The organism is Salegentibacter sp., assembly GCF_041642575.1.
Lineage (GTDB): Bacteria > Bacteroidota > Bacteroidia > Flavobacteriales > Flavobacteriaceae > Salegentibacter.
In genome coordinates, this window is sequence record NZ_JBEPWD010000024.1 from 13027 (window position 1) to 29818 (window position 16792).

At 39.7% G+C, this 16792-nt stretch carries 17 protein-coding genes; 6 read left to right on the forward strand and 11 right to left on the reverse strand.

What is annotated here, in order from left to right; all coding sequences use genetic code 11:
* Positions 1-22 precede the first annotated feature (22 nt).
* The 3 genes from deoD to ACESK1_RS06010 form a co-directional block, all read right to left on the reverse strand.
* Entirely contained in the window at positions 23-721 is a 699-nt protein-coding gene (deoD, locus tag ACESK1_RS06000) for a purine-nucleoside phosphorylase (protein ID WP_372918927.1), read from the reverse strand.
* Positions 722-734: 13 nt separating this feature from the next.
* Positions 735-1373, reverse strand: coding sequence for a deoxyribose-phosphate aldolase (deoC, locus tag ACESK1_RS06005; RefSeq protein ID WP_372918930.1), 639 nt, complete (start codon positions 1371-1373; stop codon positions 735-737).
* Between the two features lie 83 nt (positions 1374-1456).
* Positions 1457-1684, reverse strand: coding sequence for a hypothetical protein (locus ACESK1_RS06010; protein ID WP_372918933.1), 228 nt, complete (start codon positions 1682-1684; stop codon positions 1457-1459).
* A gap of 157 nt (positions 1685-1841) precedes the next feature.
* Between ACESK1_RS06010 and nadA the strand changes: the two genes are divergently transcribed.
* Positions 1842-2792: a quinolinate synthase NadA gene (gene nadA, locus ACESK1_RS06015; RefSeq protein ID WP_372918936.1), complete on the forward strand. Its 951-nt coding sequence runs from the start codon at positions 1842-1844 to the stop codon at positions 2790-2792.
* A 93-nt stretch (positions 2793-2885) separates the two neighbouring features.
* The gene (nadB, locus tag ACESK1_RS06020) at positions 2886-4424 is read left to right on the forward strand and encodes an L-aspartate oxidase (protein ID WP_372918939.1); all 1539 of its coding nucleotides are present in this window, start codon (positions 2886-2888) and stop codon (positions 4422-4424) included.
* Between the two features lie 11 nt (positions 4425-4435).
* Here the strand turns inward: nadB and ACESK1_RS06025 are convergent, their stop codons facing one another.
* Entirely contained in the window at positions 4436-5365 is a 930-nt protein-coding gene (locus tag ACESK1_RS06025) for a diacylglycerol kinase family protein (protein ID WP_372918941.1), read from the reverse strand.
* Positions 5366-5582: 217 nt separating this feature from the next.
* Here ACESK1_RS06025 and surE point away from each other — a divergent pair, with 217 nt between their 5' ends.
* From surE to ACESK1_RS06045, 4 genes are all read left to right on the forward strand, one after another.
* Positions 5583-6314, forward strand: coding sequence for a 5'/3'-nucleotidase SurE (surE, locus tag ACESK1_RS06030; protein WP_372918943.1), 732 nt, complete (start codon positions 5583-5585; stop codon positions 6312-6314).
* A 214-nt stretch (positions 6315-6528) separates the two neighbouring features.
* Entirely contained in the window at positions 6529-7212 is a 684-nt protein-coding gene (locus ACESK1_RS06035) for a PIG-L deacetylase family protein (RefSeq protein ID WP_372918945.1), read from the forward strand.
* Entirely contained in the window at positions 7209-8351 is a 1143-nt protein-coding gene (locus ACESK1_RS06040) for a glycosyltransferase family 4 protein (protein WP_372918947.1), read from the forward strand. Before ACESK1_RS06035 ends, ACESK1_RS06040 begins: the two co-directional genes overlap by 4 nt.
* An 11-nt stretch (positions 8352-8362) precedes the next feature.
* The gene (locus tag ACESK1_RS06045; RefSeq protein ID WP_372918948.1) at positions 8363-9553 is read left to right on the forward strand and encodes a glycoside hydrolase 100 family protein; all 1191 of its coding nucleotides are present in this window, start codon (positions 8363-8365) and stop codon (positions 9551-9553) included.
* A 10-nt stretch (positions 9554-9563) separates the two neighbouring features.
* On the opposite strand, the gene ACESK1_RS06050 is transcribed toward ACESK1_RS06045, so the two are convergent.
* From ACESK1_RS06050 to ACESK1_RS06080, 7 genes are all read right to left on the reverse strand, one after another.
* Positions 9564-11024: a glycoside hydrolase family 130 protein gene (locus ACESK1_RS06050; RefSeq protein WP_372918950.1), complete on the reverse strand. Its 1461-nt coding sequence runs from the start codon at positions 11022-11024 to the stop codon at positions 9564-9566.
* 74 nt (positions 11025-11098) lie between these two features.
* A complete protein-coding gene (locus ACESK1_RS06055) occupies positions 11099-11773 on the reverse strand; it encodes an ABC transporter ATP-binding protein (protein ID WP_372918952.1) in 675 nt (224 codons plus the stop codon).
* 7 nt (positions 11774-11780) lie between these two features.
* Positions 11781-13043, reverse strand: coding sequence for an ABC transporter permease (locus ACESK1_RS06060; RefSeq protein ID WP_372918954.1), 1263 nt, complete (start codon positions 13041-13043; stop codon positions 11781-11783).
* Entirely contained in the window at positions 13040-14122 is a 1083-nt protein-coding gene (locus tag ACESK1_RS06065; protein ID WP_372918956.1) for an efflux RND transporter periplasmic adaptor subunit, read from the reverse strand. The genes ACESK1_RS06060 and ACESK1_RS06065 overlap by 4 nt, the downstream gene beginning before the upstream one ends.
* A 354-nt stretch (positions 14123-14476) precedes the next feature.
* Positions 14477-15577 carry a PAS domain-containing protein gene (locus ACESK1_RS06070; protein ID WP_372918958.1) on the reverse strand — a complete coding sequence of 367 codons (1101 nt, stop codon included), beginning with the start codon at positions 15575-15577 and terminating at the stop codon, positions 14477-14479.
* Between the two features lie 315 nt (positions 15578-15892).
* On the reverse strand, positions 15893-16303 hold the full coding sequence (locus ACESK1_RS06075) for a hypothetical protein (RefSeq protein WP_372918960.1): 411 nt from the start codon (positions 16301-16303) through the stop codon (positions 15893-15895).
* Between the two features lie 295 nt (positions 16304-16598).
* A partial coding sequence (locus ACESK1_RS06080; protein ID WP_372918962.1) for a hypothetical protein occupies positions 16599-16792 on the reverse strand: 194 nt, incomplete at its 5' end.

The window sequence follows — 16792 nt, forward strand, 5'->3', positions numbered from 1 at the left end:
TCTGAAGAAGTATTCCTTTAAATTAGATTGTAGCCAGGGCAATTTCTACCATACGGCTAAAACTTTGTTCCCGGTCTTTAGCCGGTAAGTGTTCCCCGGTAACCAGGGAATCTGAAATAGTTAATACAGAAAGCGCCTGAATCTTATGTTTAGCAGCAACAGTGTAAAGACCTGCTGTTTCCATCTCTACGCACAAAACTCCGTATTTGGCCCATTTTTCATAATCCAGCGGATCGTCTTCGTAGAAAACATCAGAGGAAAGTACATTCCCGGCACGAAACTTAATTTGGTTTTCTTCAGCATATTTAACGGCGCTCATAAAAAGCTCGAAATCTGCGGTAGGAGCGTAGTCGGCATGAGGGAATTTTGCGCGGTTAAAACCCGAATTGGAGGAGGCGGCCATGGCAATCACCACTTCATTCACTTTTAGATTCTTTTGATAGGAACCTGCCGAGCCTACCCTTATGAGTTTTTTTGCTCCGTAATCTGTAATAAGTTCATTACAATAGATCAAAGCTGACGGGATTCCCATTCCGGAAGCCTGGACAGATACTTTTTTCCCTTTATAAGTCCCGGTATAGCCGTACATTCCACGAACCGAATTATAAAGAAATGCATCTTTGAAAAAAGTTTCTGCGATCCATTTGGCCCGTAGCGGATCTCCCGGCATTAAAACGGTTTCTGCAATTTCTCCTTTTTTAGCTTGTATATGTACACTCATTTAATTCTAAGTTTTAACTGATTAAAGCGATTCCAGAGGAAGTTCCCAAACGGGAAACACCTAGTTTGATATATTTTTCAGCGGTTTTGGTATCCTTAATTCCGCCTGAAGCTTTGATCTCTAATTTGCCTTCCACCACATCTTTCATTATCATGATATCTTCAGGAGTAGCACCTCCATGGCCAAAACCTGTAGAAGTTTTAACAAAATCGGCTTTGGCGTTTAAAGCAGCGCGACAAGCGAGTGTTTTTTCTTCATCGGTTAGAAAACAGGTTTCAATAATAACTTTTAGAACCTTATCACCAATTGCCTTTTTTATGGTGGCAATCTCCTCTTCTACGTATTTTAGGTTTCCGCTTTTCAGCATTCCGATATTTATTACCATATCGATCTCATCGGCGCCATTTTTAATACAGTTCTCGGCTTCAAAAACCTTTGTTGCCGTAGTGGAGGCTCCTAACGGAAAACCAATTACCGCAGCGATTTTCACATCTGAATTTTCAACTGCCTTTTTAGCGATTTCCACATAACAACCATTTACACAAACCGCGTAAAACTTATGTTTAACGGCTTCTGTGCAAAGTTTTTTAATTTCTGAAGGTGTTGCTGTGGATTTAAGTAGAGTGTGGTCTATATATTGGTTGAGTTGCATATAAATTAATTAGTCTTTATAGCAAATTTAGGGTTTTTATAAAGATGTAAGGTATGATTAAAATCAGGTTATTTTTTATTGGTCTATATTTCTTCATCACCAATGGGGTGATCTTCATACCAATCGTCAAAAGTCTTTTTGGTTTTGTAATTATTGGTGAGAATACTAAAAACTGTATAGATTAAAAATGCTTGTCCGATTACGGTCAAATAAAAAACTATAGGAAATTGCACGTTAAAATATGACAAAACGGTAACCAGTACCAGGATTACACTGGTGATTATAAGCAATATGATGGGCTTGTTTTTCATCTTACTTAAATTTACGAAGATTGTCACCCAATCACTATTAAAGCTTCCCTAAAATAAGCTTAAACTAGAGTGAAATAGCAGGAGTTGTTTTTAAATACTGATTACGATCATAAAAAACCTTTCCCTATGACTGTAACTTTGTTTGCAAAACAAACCAATGAACGTTTTCAAACCGAATACTGCACAATTACAGGAGAAGATCAATGTTCTTAAAGAGCAAAAGAATGCTGTAATTCTGGCGCATTATTACCAGGAACCTGAAATTCAGCAAATAGCAGATTTTGTTGGCGATAGCCTTGAACTGGCTAAAAAAGCAGCCCAAACTGAAGCTGATATAATAGTTTTTGCAGGCGTACATTTCATGGCTGAAACTGCCAAGATCCTCAATCCTTCACGAAAAGTTCTTTTACCAGACCTTCAGGCGGGTTGCTCCCTGGCTGATAGTTGCCCTCCTGACAGCTTTGGGGAACTGAAATCGAGATATCCCGATCATGTGGTGGTAACTTATATCAATTGTTCGGCAGAGATCAAGGCTTTAAGTGATATCGTTTGTACCTCATCGAATGCCGAAAAAGTTATCAATTCTATTCCGAAGGACAAAGAGATCATATTCGCTCCCGATAAGAACCTGGGTAGATATTTAATGGAAAAAACCGGGAGGGAAATGCTTTTATGGGATGGGGCATGTATAGTCCACGAAGCTTTTTCGCTGGATAAATTAATTGAGCTTCACAAAGAAAATCCACAGGCCGAGATCATTGCACATCCCGAATCGGAAGAACATATTCTGAAAACAGCAAAATATATTGGTTCTACTTCGGGAATGCTCAAGCATGTGAAAGAAAGTCCGAAGAACAGCTTTATAGTAGCTACCGAAGCCGGGATCTTGTACGAGATGCAAAAAGAAGTTCCGCATAAGGAACTGATTCCCGCGCCTGCCAAGGAAGACAATTCCTGTGCCTGCAGCGAATGCGCCTTTATGAAGATGAATACCCTGGAGAAACTTTACAAATGTTTGCAAAATGAAACCCCTGAAATATTGTTGGATAAAGAATTAATGGAGAAGGCTCACAAGCCCATTGAACGAATGATGGAATTATCAAGATGAAACCAGCAAACTGCCAGCCCCAAAAATAGGCAACCAAAGGGTAATGATTATAAGCCTTTGCCTAATTCCCGGTTTAGGATAAAATATAAACAGATGAAAAAAGTAAGTGATGTGCTGATAATCGGTTCTGGTATCGCCGGACTTTCCTTCGCGATAAAAGTAGCGGAAAGCCGACCGGAACTTTCCGTTTTGATCCTTACCAAAAACAGCGAGGAAGAAAGCAACACCGCCCGGGCCCAGGGGGGAATAGCAGTGGTGTTGAATAAACTTAAAGATAGTTTTGAACAGCATATTCAAGACACGATGAATGCCGGCAAAGGACTCAGCAATAAAAAAGTTGTAGAAATGGTCGTTTCACAGGCCCCTGATCGTTTGGAAGAACTTATTTCCTGGGGAGCTTCATTTGATAAGGAACATACTGGTGAACTGGCTCTTGGTCTTGAAGGCGGGCATTCCCAGGCCAGAATAGTTCATCATCGGGACCTAACGGGACTGGAGATGGAAAAAACACTTCTTCAGAAAGTGGGAGCTTTGCCAAATATCAGCATTCAGGATCAATACTTTGTTACTGATCTTTTAACGGAAGGACAGAAGGAACAAAAAAAATGTATAGGTGTAAAAGCAATCGATAAGAACAGAAATAAACTTATCCCCATTCAGGCCAGGATAACATTTCTGGCCACCGGGGGTAGCGGGATGATCTTCAGAAATACCACAAATCCTTCGGTAGCGACCGCTGATGGGGTTGCCATTGCTAATAGAGCTGGGGCGAGGATAAAGGATATGGATTTTTTCCAGTTTCATCCTACGGCATTGTATGAACCAGGCAAACACCCCTTATTTCTCGTTTCAGAAGCAGTTAGGGGATTTGGCGCTTATATTATTAATAAGGCCGGAAAACGCTTTCTCTTTAAATATGATCCCCGGGGGGAACTGGCTACCCGGGATATAGTTTCTTCAGCGATCGTAAAGGAATTAAGGGAATCTGGAGAGGAGTCGGTTTTTATAGACTGCCGACATCTTAACGTTCATAACTTTCAGCAGCATTTTCCCACCATAGTATCTTACTGTAATTCAGTGGGAATTAAGCCTGAAAAAGATCTTATTCCTATAGTTCCTGCCGCTCATTATCAATGCGGTGGAATTGAAGTAGATTCCAGTGCCAGGACGTCGATCAGAAATCTTTATGCTTCAGGGGAATGTGCATATACAGGTTTGCACGGGGCAAACCGGCTGGCTTCAAATTCATTGCTGGAAGCCTTAGTCTATTCCCACCAGGCTTTTGAGAACTTAATTAAGAAAATTGATGGTGTTGAACTAACCGGTTTTGAGATATTTGAAACCTCTATTGAGGTAAAAACTGATGATGGAGCTTCCATTGAAAAAAAACTTAGCAGGCTAAATAAACTGATGGGCTATGAGGTGATTCAGGGATCGGACCAAAGCCTTAAAAAAAGGATAATGAAGGAATTGCTTCAGTTAAAAAAAGATATTAATAATGAAGAAAATTGTACGGTTGCATTCTACGAATTAAAAAATATGACTGAAGTGGCAATTTTGATCCTGGAAGAATCAATATCCAGGAATATAAACCTGTCAAAAAATTCACAGATGCGGCTTGCAGTTGATTAGAACTCTTACTTTTACTTTAAAATCTCTTTGTAGATGGGGCTGCTGGTGAAAAATTCAAGATTATTCGAATTCATTTTCATCTTGACTTTTCCGGAGTAATCCTTAACAAGGATATCATCTACGTGCAGGTTTGAACCCTTCCATTTTATTTTTATTTTTTGAACGCGAAGAATTTTTACAAAACTTTCCATATCCCGAAATTCAGAAGTACCATCTATTATACTTTCAACATATTTCACAAGGGCTTTTCTTTTTTTCTCAGGAATTAGCACAAGATCAAGGAAATCGTCTTCTACATCGGCATTGGGAGCAAACTCCAGATTGGGACCTATATAATTAATATTCATCAGTTCTACGAGAAGGAAATTCCCACTAATTTTTATACCATCGGTTTTTATCTTAGCTTTTCTGGGCTCGTAATTCTTAACTATTTCCAACAATACCTTAAAAGTACGTTTCAGTTTTTCTTCCGTAGTTTCCCCTTCCTTCCCTGTATCTTTCATTTTTGAAATCAGTTCGGGGAAAATTCCAAAACCTACTCCTTCCAGGAAAAAATCTTCATCTTTAAGACCGCTTATATGCCCACAAGTGAATTTTTTTATATTCTCTTTGTTTACAGGAAAAGCAGTTTTCAGGTTCTTAAAAATTCCCAGGCTGGTAGCTATATTATTGGCGGTTCCCAGGGGTATTAAATAAACCGGAATATGTTTTAGGGGCATTTTCGTTTGAAACAAGGCTCCTGCAAGTTTTCGTACCGTTCCATCTCCACCGGCAAGAAAGATCACATCCATTTCATTTTGAGTAAAAGATTCCCAGTCTTCATTATCAGTAGATATATAATTAACTGTGAATCCTGAGTTTTCAACCTGGGCTATAATTTCTTCCTGCTTATACGCACCATTCCCAGCAGTGGGATTATGGATTATCTGCGCTTTTTTCATAAATTAAGTCTTTAAATTCAAATTTAAATCACATTGGCAATGATCGTCTTGCACTTAACGAGAACTTATGATTTAAGGTTTAAATTTTTTAAAATTAAAAGTGGAACTCTATTAAAATAATGATAATTTTTGGGACTCGAGGTGTCAGAAAGACTTTTAGCCGTTTATATTTTCGTAAATTAAATTCCAGTAACAATGGAAATTTAAAATATAAAATATGAAAATCCTGGTAACTAATGATGATGGTATTTACAGCCCCGGGCTATCCTGCCTGGCCAGAGTAGCTTCAAATTATGGGGAAGTAATCGTTATGGCCCCAGATGTGGAACAGTCCTCGATGGGACAGGCAATTACATCGGGCAAACCCATTACCTATAAAAACTCCCCGATACATTTTGAAGGAATTGAAGCCTACAGGGTTAGCGGAACCCCTGCTGATTGTGTGGCCCTCGGCACTCATCTCATGGAAGATATAGATCTTGTTGTTTCCGGAATTAATATTGGTTCCAATATTGGAAATTCTGCCTGGCATTCGGGGACACTTTCTGCAGCCAGACAGGCGGTACTTTTTGGAGTACGAGGCATAGCCTTTAGTGTTTCAGTAGGAGAGGGGGAACCAGATTTTGAGTCTTTGGAGCCTTTTGTGAAAGCGGCTTTTGATGAAGTCATTGACGAGGAAGACCGCGAGCTTCTTAATATAAATTTTCCAAGGTTCCCAGATGGCGAAATTCTTTGGACCTCGCAATCAGTAAGGCATTATGACGGAAAGGTGATCGCTAATAAAGATCCCATGGGCCGGCAGCATTACTGGTTTACCGTAATTCCCCTCGAACCCGAGGATGAAGGTTCAGATCGCTGGGCCGTTAAACAAGGTAAAACCAGTATCACTCCCATGATCCTGGATCTTACTGATAAAGATTACCTTCAGAGGAGAGAAAAAGACCGTTAATATTTTTGAATTTTCCTCCTGATATTTTTTAAGGAAGAGCGGTAAATCCGTTCTTCTTAGTTTATTCTGTTTTTATTCCACATTCTTCGGGGTTTTCAAGCAAAGCTTTATACCTCTTTGTCAAGCTTCTGATCTAAAAAAGATGAGAATATTGATATATGTCATTGATGCCCACCTGAATTGCCGATAACTTTAGGTATTCAGAATTCAAAATATGAAGAGGAAGACTATCCTGGATACCCCAGGAATGAATGTGGCGGTCATCGTGGCTCATCCCGATGATGAAACTTTATGGTGCGGAGGCCTTATTCTCATGCATCCTGAACAGAACTGGCATATAATTTCTCTCTGCAGAAAATCAGATCCTGACCGGGCTCCTAAATTCTTTAAAGTTCTGGATTTCCTAAACGCCAAAGGGGGAATGGGGGATTTGGATGATGGCCCGGAACAAGTAAGGCTGGAGGACAAAGTAATCAAGGAAACAATTCTTGAGCTTCTGCCATCTCATTTTTTTGATCTTATCATAACTCACGATCCCGCCGGGGAATATACAAGACACAGGAGGCACGAGGAAACCGGAAAAGCAGTTATCCGGCTTTGGGATGAAAATGAACTGAAGACGAACGAGTTATGGACCTTTGCTTATGAAGATGGTGGAAAAACATATTACCCTAAAGCCATAGCAGTTGCTTCTATTCTTCAACCCCTTCCGGAGAAAATCTGGCGTAAAAAATATTCGCTTATCACCGAAATCTATGGTTTTGACAACGGAGGTTTTGAGGTTGAAACCACTCCGAAAACCGAAGCCTTCTGGAAATTCACTGAACCAGAGCAAGCCATAAAATGGCTCAAAGTCTCCCGATCAGAAAATACTAATAATAAAACTGAAGATATATGAAAGTATTGGTGCTTTACGATTATCCGCCTTCTCCGGGAGGACTGGCTACCCAGGGAGATCTTTTGTTCAGGGGGCTCCTGGAACTGGGAATCGATGCCCACGCCGTTCATTTTGAATCGGCCTTGGAGAAAGAATGGTATTATCGTTGGTTTGAACCGGATATTGTGGTAGGGGTAGGGTATTGGGGCCATACACCCCATCTTATTCTGCACCCACAGCGATATGGAGTTCAGGCAATTCCCTGGTTGGTTGCCGATGGCTATATTGCCAATTACCAGGAAATTCTCAATGAGTTACCACTTATTTTGGTAACCTCAAACTGGGTTAAGGAAATGTATGTGCGGGACGGAATTAAACCCGATAATATTGAAGTACTTCCGGTAGGTTGTGATACAAAAGCATTTGTTCCTATTGATAAAAATGATCCAAAAATTCAGGCGGTAAGAGACGGTCTTGGGATTTCCCCCGAACAGGTAATGATTCTTACCGTTGGAGGTGACGCAGCCTCCAAGGGAGCACAGGAAGTGATGCAGGCTTTGGCAATAATCGATATTCAGGCCCCGGACTGGAAATATGTTTGTAAAGTATGGCCCCAGCCACGAACAAAAGCCCAGAACCTCCTTGATCTGGAACTGGCCAACCAGCTTGGAATTGAAAAGAACATCCTTTACGCTACTAACACCACCTCCCGAAATTTTATGCCCTACCTGATAGGTGCCTGCGATATTTATGCGGCACCTTCCCGCCTGGAGGGATTTGGAATGCCGCAGGTAGAAGCCGGTGCCTGCGGTAAGCCGGTTATTAGTTTAAATGCTATGGGGATGCTAGACACGCTTATTCATAATAAAACTGCATTTCTTGCTGAAATTGCTAAACAGAATGTGGTAAATGACGTGATTCTGGGCAAAGAATCGGGTTTTAAAAAAAATCATAAGGTGAGTTTTGATTTTCCGCGGACTGTGGATTATCGGGCAAATGTGCAGGATATTGCAAAATATCTTTTGCAGCTAATGCATGATGCTGAATTACGCCAAAATATGGGGGAAGCGGCCAGGAAGCATGTAGTTGAAAATTTTGACTACAAAATCGTGGCAAGTAGGTTTGTCCAGATAATTCAGGATAAGCTTGGAATTGATTAAAGCTGAGCAGGATGAATACTGAAAATAGAAATAAGGTTGAAGCAGCTAAGAAAGCCGCTTTGGACATTTTAATTAATAATTCCAGGGGCACAAGGCATGGGCTACCAAGAACAGCTGCCTGGGGCTATCCAGAACCTTATACAAGGGACCTAATGCTTGCAATTTTAGGCGTAGGGGTGAGCGGAAATACTGAACTGATCGCCAGTTACAGAAAGGTATTGGAAAAACTTTCTGAGACACAGTCTGGAAAGGGGCATATTCCCTCTCTTGCTAATGACAAGGAAGATAGGGGAGCTAGTGATACTACGCCTTTGTTTTTGCTCGGTGTCGGCATATACCGGAAACTTCTAAAAGACCCCGATTTTCTAAAGGAAGCTGTGGATAAAGCACTTTTGTGGATGGAATATCAAAGTCCTGCAGATCAATACCTTGTGGCTCAACAGCCCACTAGTGACTGGAGGGATGAGCAGTGGGTGTTAGGATATGGACTTTTTGTAAATACGCTCGTATACAGTTATTTGAGAATTTTAGGCCATAATAAAAGAGCTGATTCTATTCGAAATGAAATGGGAAGATTTACCATTACTGCAAAAAAAATGCATCATTATGTGCATGAAGGTTTGGTTTTAAAAAATAAACCCTATTACGCCCTTTGGTCTTATAAAATATTAAGCAGTGAACGTTTCGATCTTCTGGGGAACAGTCTGGCTATTCTTTCCGGCTTAAGTTCCCCTTCCAGGTCCAGAAAGATGATCACCTGGATCGAAAAGGAATGCGAAGCCATGAAAATAAGCGGAAACCTGGCGGTAGATCTCCCTCCAAATCTTTTTCCGTTTATTAAGCCCAGAGACCTTGACTGGCGCGAGAGATACGGCTCTTTCAATCTTCCCGGCGATTACCATAATGGCGGAATTTGGCCATTTATAAGTGGAATTTATATAGCAGCCTTGGTGGCTGCTGAAAAATATACTCTGGCAGAGAAAAAACTGCTGGAATTAACCAGGGTGGTTTCTAAGTCCCGGGATCCCGAATTGGAATTTGGCTTTAATGAATGGATAAAAGCCCAGGATGGAGCTCCCAAAGGACAGGATTGGCAAACCTGGAGTGCTGCCTTATATCTCTATGCTGCCAATTGTGTGATCACCAAAAAAACCGACTTTTTTGATGAAATGCGCAAAAAAACTCCTTTAGACGGAGAATAAATTAAAGCTGTTATTTTTTCAACTCTGCAAATAAGTCATCCATATTCACCACAGCATATGTGGAAGAATAATCAGATACGGCATAAGGCAGGATCAGGTTATTGTTGTGAATTATAGATCCGCAGGAATATACCACATTGGGAACATATCCTTCGCGCTCACTTTCCAGTGGGGCAATAAGGGGCTCTTTTAATCTTCCAATTTCTTTGGTGGGGTCATCGAGGTCCAACAGGGACGCTCCAATGCAGTAGCGACGCATAGGGCCTACGCCATGCGTTAAAACCAGCCAACCTTCTTCGGTCCAGATGGGAGAACCACAATTTCCAATTTGAGTAAATTCCCAGGGATATTTAGGTTCCTGTATTTTAATTGGATCATTCCACAGGGTTGGTCTTTCAGAAAACATGAGGTAATTATTTACGCCATCGATTCGGGCAAGCATAGCATATTTTCCATTTACTTTCCTCGGAAAAAAGGCAAGATTCTTGTCTTTTGCACCATTTCCATGAAGTGGCATTATTCTGAAGGTATAAAAATCATCTGTAGAGGCAAGCTTTGGTAAAATGGTGTGGCCGTTATAGGCGGTATAAGTAGCGTAAATCTTAGTTGTCTCATCCTCGTCGTGGAAACAAACAAAACGGGCATCCTCAATTCCCCGACTTTCTGAAGCAGATATCGGGAAAATAACCCTTTCTGAAATATCTGAATCGTGATGGAATTTCAGGTCATAGAAAGAATCTACCAACCAGGTGATTTCTTCTAAAGCCATCCGTTTTTCAGCCTTAATGCGTTTATTATTTAAGACCTGGGCCACCGACTCTTTTAGGGCATAGTATTCAAACTTCTCAGGAAGGTGTTCCATTATTGTCATTAAATACTTTTCGGGAATCTCCATTTCCCTTAATTTTTCAATAAAACGTCCCTTATCATAGAGTTTTTTATGAGAGATCTCCGGCATATCTATATCTTCTCCAATTTTTCTTAATTTAAGATTACAATTTTTGTCGATTATAGCTCTTCGGAAAACAATGGAGGAGATATGGCCTTCACCCGTTGCCCTGAAAGATAGAATTACCCTCTTTTCACCAGGTTCCAGTAGGGTTTGATCGAAATCTTCCATAATTGAAGGATTAAAGAATGCTGCAGATTCTATAGAATATTCCATAGTACAATAGGCTCCTATCAGTAGTTTCTGCTCTTCAGATAGTTGTGAAATGTCTATCTTCATCTCTTCCATAATCCCGTGAAGATGCTCAGAGTGTTTTTTAAAAACACGAGAGATATTTCTGTGGCGATGAGCAAATTCCCGCAAGGTTTGTTCCAGCGCTAATTCAACCTGCGTTTTATCTAAGGATAAAACTCTGGCAATAAGTTTTTGCGTTCTTAAATCTCCTGCTCTGAAAAACCGGGCCAGGATCCTACTCGAATCCGGAAGGAAATGGACATCTTTCCTGTTAACTGTTACACTCATCTTACTAAATTTAAGGCTGAAATTCCTATTAAAGATAGTGAATAAGTGTTTGACCTTTATGGCCGGAATAGAAATTATTTAGTAATGCGCCCATCTTCCAGGTATATAATCCTATCTGTTCTTTTGGCTAGATCTTCATCATGCGTTACCATAAGCAGTGACAAACCTTTTTCGTCTTTCAAAGTCTTCAGAATCTGGAATAAATTCTCTGAGTTATAACTATCAAGGTTCCCGGTTGGTTCATCGCCTATAAGAAGTATTGGTTCATTTATAAGCGCACGTGCAACAGCAACCCTTTGTTTCTCTCCTCCTGAAATTTTTGATGCCCTTTGCGAAGCCAGGTGGTCAATATTCAGTTTTTGAAGTAAATCCATAGCCTCTTCCCTGATCTCCTGCGGAGTTTTTAATCCTAATTTTTTTGCCGGGAGCATTACATTCTCTATTACACTAAACTCTGGCAAAAGATAATGGAACTGAAATATGAAACCTATCTTCTTATTCCGAATATGTGATAGTTTCTGCTGAGATTTCCCGGTTACAAGTTCATCCTGAAGGTAAAGCTCTCCACTATAATCGGTATCCATAGTAGAAAGAATATAAAGTAAAGTAGATTTGCCGGAACCCGATTTGCCCATAATACTGGCAAATTCGCCCTCTTTGACTCCCATAGAAATATCCTTGAGCACATGGAATGGTTTAAGCTTTCCGAAATATTTATTGATATTTTTTGTTTCCAGAATTAGACTCATAATTACTTTAGTTTCCCCTGATTATTTGCACCGGATCTATATTCTTTGCCCTTTTTGAAGGAAAATAAGCCGCGATAAAAGTAGATAGAAGAGCGAAAAAGATCCCTATTACATAATTGGCCGGATTATAATTTACAGGATAAGTCGTTATAGTGGGCAAGGCATCGGTTTCAAAGGGAACATTGTCGATAAGATTAGACAGCCCTAAGCCGAGGATTAATCCAAGAATCCCTCCGGAGATTCCAATGAAAGCCGCCTGACTCAGGAAAATCAGTTGTACATCTGACCCCGAAAAACCAATTGCTTTGAGAATAGCTATATCATTCATCTTTTCATAAATAAGCATATTCTGAATATTATAGATCCCAAAACCCGCAACAATTAATAGCGTGATAGATACCGCATAAGTGATAAGATTTCTGACATTGGTTCCTGTTTCAAATTGCGCGTTTATTTCATTAATGTCTACGGCAGACACATTATATTTTTTTTCCATGACTTTGGCCAGGGCAGGGGCATGAGTGATATCATTAAGTTTTATATTGATATCGGTGATGTAGTTTTCAGCTTCGCCTAAAATCCTTTGTACGGTTTTAAGGTTTGCGAAACTCTGAATGTCATCAATTTCGGCTAAACCACTTTGGTAAATACCCACTACCTTTAAATGGAACCTGTCTCCCCTGGCTGTACTTACCAATACTTTTCTCCCCGCAGTTAGCGACAATTTTTCAGCTATTCCCGATCCCAGTAGAATTCCATTTTCAGTATTTCTCAAATCCAAAACGGTTCCCTGGGTAATATAATCCTGAATATTTGAGAGTTTGGATTCTTTCATAATATCTACTCCGGTTAAATTTCCGCCTAATTCGATATTTCCTGACAGGTAGAATATTTGGGCTTGAATTTGCGGGGTTGCGCCCAGAACCTTTTCATTCTTCTCAAGATCATTCAGGATCGGTAAGGCATTATGAATTTTCCTCTGGTTCTGTTTGGGTTTTATTGAATGAATTATAGGGAGGGCATCTTCATAATCATTATAAAGCGCGATTGGTTGCTTTTCGCTGGGTTTAATTTCATTAAAGAGATGAATGTGGGGCACCTGATTTAAAATCAGGTTGTCTAACATTGAATTAAGACCTGTCATGAAACTGACCAAGGTAATATAAGCGGCAATCCCAAAAGTAACTCCAATTGATGCTGTGACGGTAGATTTCAGTTTAGTGAAAAGATGCGTCCTTGCGATTTCCAATATTACCTTCCAGGATCTCATTGGTCTGGTTTGTGAACAGGTTCATTTTCATCTATACCGGAAATAATTTCTATGTGCTCCATATCCTGAAGTCCGGTAACAATCTTTTTGGGGCCGTCTTCGGTGAGCACATAGTTTTCATCCAGAAGAAACTCTTTAGGAATGACTAATGCATCATCCTTCTCAGCAACCACGATATTAGCTTCTCCCACCAGGCCAGGAAATAATTTGGGGGGATCCTTCATAAAAACAGCATCAATCTTAAAAGTCTGGGAACTTTCATCTTTAGCCGGATATATTTTTTTAATCCTAGCCTCAAAAACCCGGGAACCATAGGCATCTAAAGTGACCAGGGTTTTCTGCCCAACTTCCAGTTTGACAATGTCCATTTCATCAACCAGGAGCTCTATTACAAAATTATTTGCACTTCCAATAAGTGCTAGTGGTTCTACCGTATTAACAATTTCACCGGGCTCTTTATACAGGGCATAAACAAGACCTTTCATTTTACTGGTGACGGTGTATTCCCCGGAAGAAAATTCCGAAGCCTTATAAGTGTTCAAAGCCTGTCTAACCTGAATTGATAATTCTTTCCTGGTACGTTCATATTCTTCTTTTAAAAGCTGAAGATTATTGCTGGATAGTTCATAGGCCAGCTTTCTGTTTTCGTAATCAGTTTTAGAGCCTATGTTCTGCTCCCACAGTCTTTTCTGTCGCATAAAATTGATAGAATCATTTCGAAAATTAAGAGAGGCCGATTGAATTTCCTTTTCCAATGATTTAAGCAGTGCAGATTTTCCACTATAATTATCCCTGGCTTGCTGAAAACTCAGTTTTGCATTCTCCATATTTAATTCAGGAGCAATATTTATGAGTTGAATTATAGGTGTTTCAGTTTCAACCAGGTCACCTTCCTCGACCAGATTCTTATCAAGTATCCCTATTACGGTGGCGTAAGCCCGATAAAGACTATCCGGTTGAATAATTGCAGAGGAATATACAGATTCTACCAATTTGGTCCTTTGAGGTGTAGTTTTCTCAACCGACTTTGAACACGAGAAAAAAAACAGAAAAGCAGAAATTATTATAACAGCTTTCATTGGATCACATCTTTATCAAATTAAATCAAAAATCTGCTAAGAAAATATGATGAAAGTCATTGAAGGCTAAGGCCCTGTAGATTGGGGTTTAGATATTTGAAGAGAAAATATTTCTGATAAAATTCGTAACGAGAACGAGTAATTTCAGGAAGCTATTTTAAACCTTTTAAAAAGACATAAAATGATATAGTGGGCATGAGCGCCTGGTGACAAAGAAGGCCTACTTTATGTATTGGTCTTTTATCAACTGGATGACTGGATTAATTTACATCCACCTTTGTGTCAGCCAATCAGTATATCTTAGGAGTTCCGATTAGCTTAGTTAGAGGAACTCCAAATTTGCAGAAAACTAAGCTAAACAGGCAGATTAGGCTCCTTTTTAAAGAAGACACTAAAGGTAGTACCTTCTCCCTCTTCGCTCTCGAGTTTTATCCTGCCCTTATTTTCTTCGATCATATTTTTCACTACATAGAGCCCCATCCCGGTTCCCTGGATATTTTTAAATAATCTTGAAGATTTTTTAAACACTCGTCTCTGATCCTCTGTTGCTATACCCAATCCATTATCTTTAACACAAAGTATCACAAAACCGTCCACTTCCTCGGTGGATATTTTAATCTCTGATGTTTTATTGGGATCACTAAATTTAACAGCATTATGAATAAGGTTGTAAAACACACTTCTCAGACTACTTTTGGGAAAGATAATTTCTCTTACTTTCAAATCTGTGGTAATCTTTATCTTTTTACTTCTGATATCTCCTTTAAGGGCGGTAAGTATGTCATAACTGATCTCTTCAATGTTCAGCGCCATCTCATCTGTAGCCTGTCCATTTTCTTCCACCTTCCCTGAGGTAAAATCCTCAACTATGGCATCCAGGGTTCTCGAGGATTCTTTGAGGGTATTGATCCATTTCTTGAACTGTCTTGAATCATTTTTTTGATGTGCCATCAATAACCCGTCAGCGATTAAAGTAATGGTCGAAATGGGTTGCCGAATGTCGTGTGATAATGCATACTTAAGAGTCTCGTACTGAGAGTTTAATTTTTCTAATTCTCTCAATGCCTTCAATCGCCTTGTTATATCCACAAAAGTGATGATAACCCCATTGATAACGTCTTCTTCGTGCTCTATATAAGGTACAATATTCATCTGAAACCAGCGACCGTCAGTGGTCTGCACTTCTTTTTCAAGAACCTTGCTCGAATTATCTATTATTTCCTGAATATCTTCAACAACGCTGGGATAGCGTAGATTATCTTTTACATCAGCGATATTCTTACCCACATGATCATAGCTAAGGGAAAACTGCTTCATCGCAGGTGGCGTGAAGATCCTCAAAATGAGATCAGCATCTACAAATAGCTGTGGAATTATAGTATTGGAAAAGTAATTAGAAAGGTCAAAATTGAGTTTTCGTAATTGTCGGGCATCATTTCTCGGGGTTTCAGTCATATATGCAAATCTAAGATATTAATTGTTAACAACATAAAAACTTAAAACTACTTGGGAATAACTTTTAAATTTTAAGTAAGATAGATTTTGAATTTGTTAAAAAAAATTCTTCCGTTTATAGAGCCTAACAAAAACGTGGAAAGTAGTTTTGGTATCCTTGAAAAAAAGGCCTCGCAGAAAATTATTTCTGGATTAAATTTGTTTTTAGGGATAAACTTCAAGCGGTAGGTATCCTAAGTGGTGAAGTGACAAAAAAAAGCCCGAAGGCTAGCTCCTGCCGGGATTTTCTTCTTCTTTATTGATTAATATTTTTTTCTAGAGAAAGGAATAGTCGCCAGTACCATCAAAACTTTTAAGGGTTATAGTGGCAGTCCATTCACCTGGGATACCCTCTTCGGTTGTGCCATCGGCGGACTTTGCGCCAGAATCTGCGCTTAAGGTTTTATCAAGCATCACGGTTCCGGCATCATCTTTTAAGGTCAAGTTGAAGCTTCCATTGGTAGCATCATTTATGGTCATATCCCAGCCTGCTTTTGAACTGGAATTGGCAAAACTCCAAGTTTTTGTAGCTGTTCCTCCGTTGCCTTTGACATCTCCGGAATTGTTGTTTTCTGAATTGACATTAATACTAGCTGTTAAATCATCTTTATCGCAGCTTGCAAAAGAAAGAAAAAGTGTTAGCATAAGGAATAATCCTGAGAATTTCGTAATCAAAGCTTTTTTCATTTTGTGGATTTAAGTCGAAAAATTATAGGCAATAAAAATAATGAATAATTAAATGATATTTCATATTTATTATTGCTTCTGGATTGAGCTTCGGTTGCTTCTTTTGTTCGTATAACCCCTAGTATTTATACTTTAATTTCAGGATTACCTCCCGCTGGTTGGTGGTCCTGAGTGGGGGGAGTGACAAAGAAAAGCCCGCAGGCTAACGCCTCCATAGTGTTTTTATTGGTCCGGTGGCTTGTGAGCGGAGTTACATCTAAAACAATTTCATTTTTACCGGAAACGCTTCGTATTTCTAACTTCTAAATTCAGGATTACCTCCCGCTGGTCGGTGATTCTGAGTGGGGAAGTGACAAAGGAAAGCCCGCAGGCTAACGCCTGCCTGGACTTTTTTGTTGGCCCTGCGGCTAGAAAGCAAGCTTTCGCCTTGGACCAACAAAAAAGCCCCGCACATTCCGTGCAGGGCTTTTCTTTGTCGGGGTGGCAGGA

Bases quoted from the DNA above. Each gene is read 5' to 3' on its own strand.
- ACESK1_RS06050 (WP_372918950.1), bottom strand. From the start codon at position 11,024: ATGAGTGTAACAGTTAACAGGAAAGATGTCCATTTCCTTCCGGATTCG.
- deoD (WP_372918927.1), bottom strand. From the start codon at position 721: ATGAGTGTACATATACAAGCTAAAAAAGGAGAAATTGCAGAAACCGTT.
- nadA (WP_372918936.1), top strand. From the start codon at position 1,842: ATGAACGTTTTCAAACCGAATACTGCACAATTACAGGAGAAGATCAAT.
- nadB (WP_372918939.1), top strand. From the start codon at position 2,886: ATGAAAAAAGTAAGTGATGTGCTGATAATCGGTTCTGGTATCGCCGGA.
- ACESK1_RS06055 (WP_372918952.1), bottom strand. From the start codon at position 11,773: ATGAGTCTAATTCTGGAAACAAAAAATATCAATAAATATTTCGGAAAG.
- ACESK1_RS06040 (WP_372918947.1), top strand. From the start codon at position 7,209: ATGAAAGTATTGGTGCTTTACGATTATCCGCCTTCTCCGGGAGGACTG.
- ACESK1_RS06075 (WP_372918960.1), bottom strand. From the start codon at position 16,303: ATGAAAAAAGCTTTGATTACGAAATTCTCAGGATTATTCCTTATGCTA.
- ACESK1_RS06025 (WP_372918941.1), bottom strand. From the start codon at position 5,365: ATGAAAAAAGCGCAGATAATCCATAATCCCACTGCTGGGAATGGTGCG.
- deoC (WP_372918930.1), bottom strand. From the start codon at position 1,373: ATGCAACTCAACCAATATATAGACCACACTCTACTTAAATCCACAGCA.
- ACESK1_RS06070 (WP_372918958.1), bottom strand. From the start codon at position 15,577: ATGACTGAAACCCCGAGAAATGATGCCCGACAATTACGAAAACTCAAT.
- ACESK1_RS06065 (WP_372918956.1), bottom strand. From the start codon at position 14,122: ATGAAAGCTGTTATAATAATTTCTGCTTTTCTGTTTTTTTTCTCGTGT.
- ACESK1_RS06045 (WP_372918948.1), top strand. From the start codon at position 8,363: ATGAATACTGAAAATAGAAATAAGGTTGAAGCAGCTAAGAAAGCCGCT.
- ACESK1_RS06035 (WP_372918945.1), top strand. From the start codon at position 6,529: ATGAAGAGGAAGACTATCCTGGATACCCCAGGAATGAATGTGGCGGTC.
- surE (WP_372918943.1), top strand. From the start codon at position 5,583: ATGAAAATCCTGGTAACTAATGATGATGGTATTTACAGCCCCGGGCTA.
- ACESK1_RS06010 (WP_372918933.1), bottom strand. From the start codon at position 1,684: ATGAAAAACAAGCCCATCATATTGCTTATAATCACCAGTGTAATCCTG.
- ACESK1_RS06060 (WP_372918954.1), bottom strand. From the start codon at position 13,043: ATGAGATCCTGGAAGGTAATATTGGAAATCGCAAGGACGCATCTTTTC.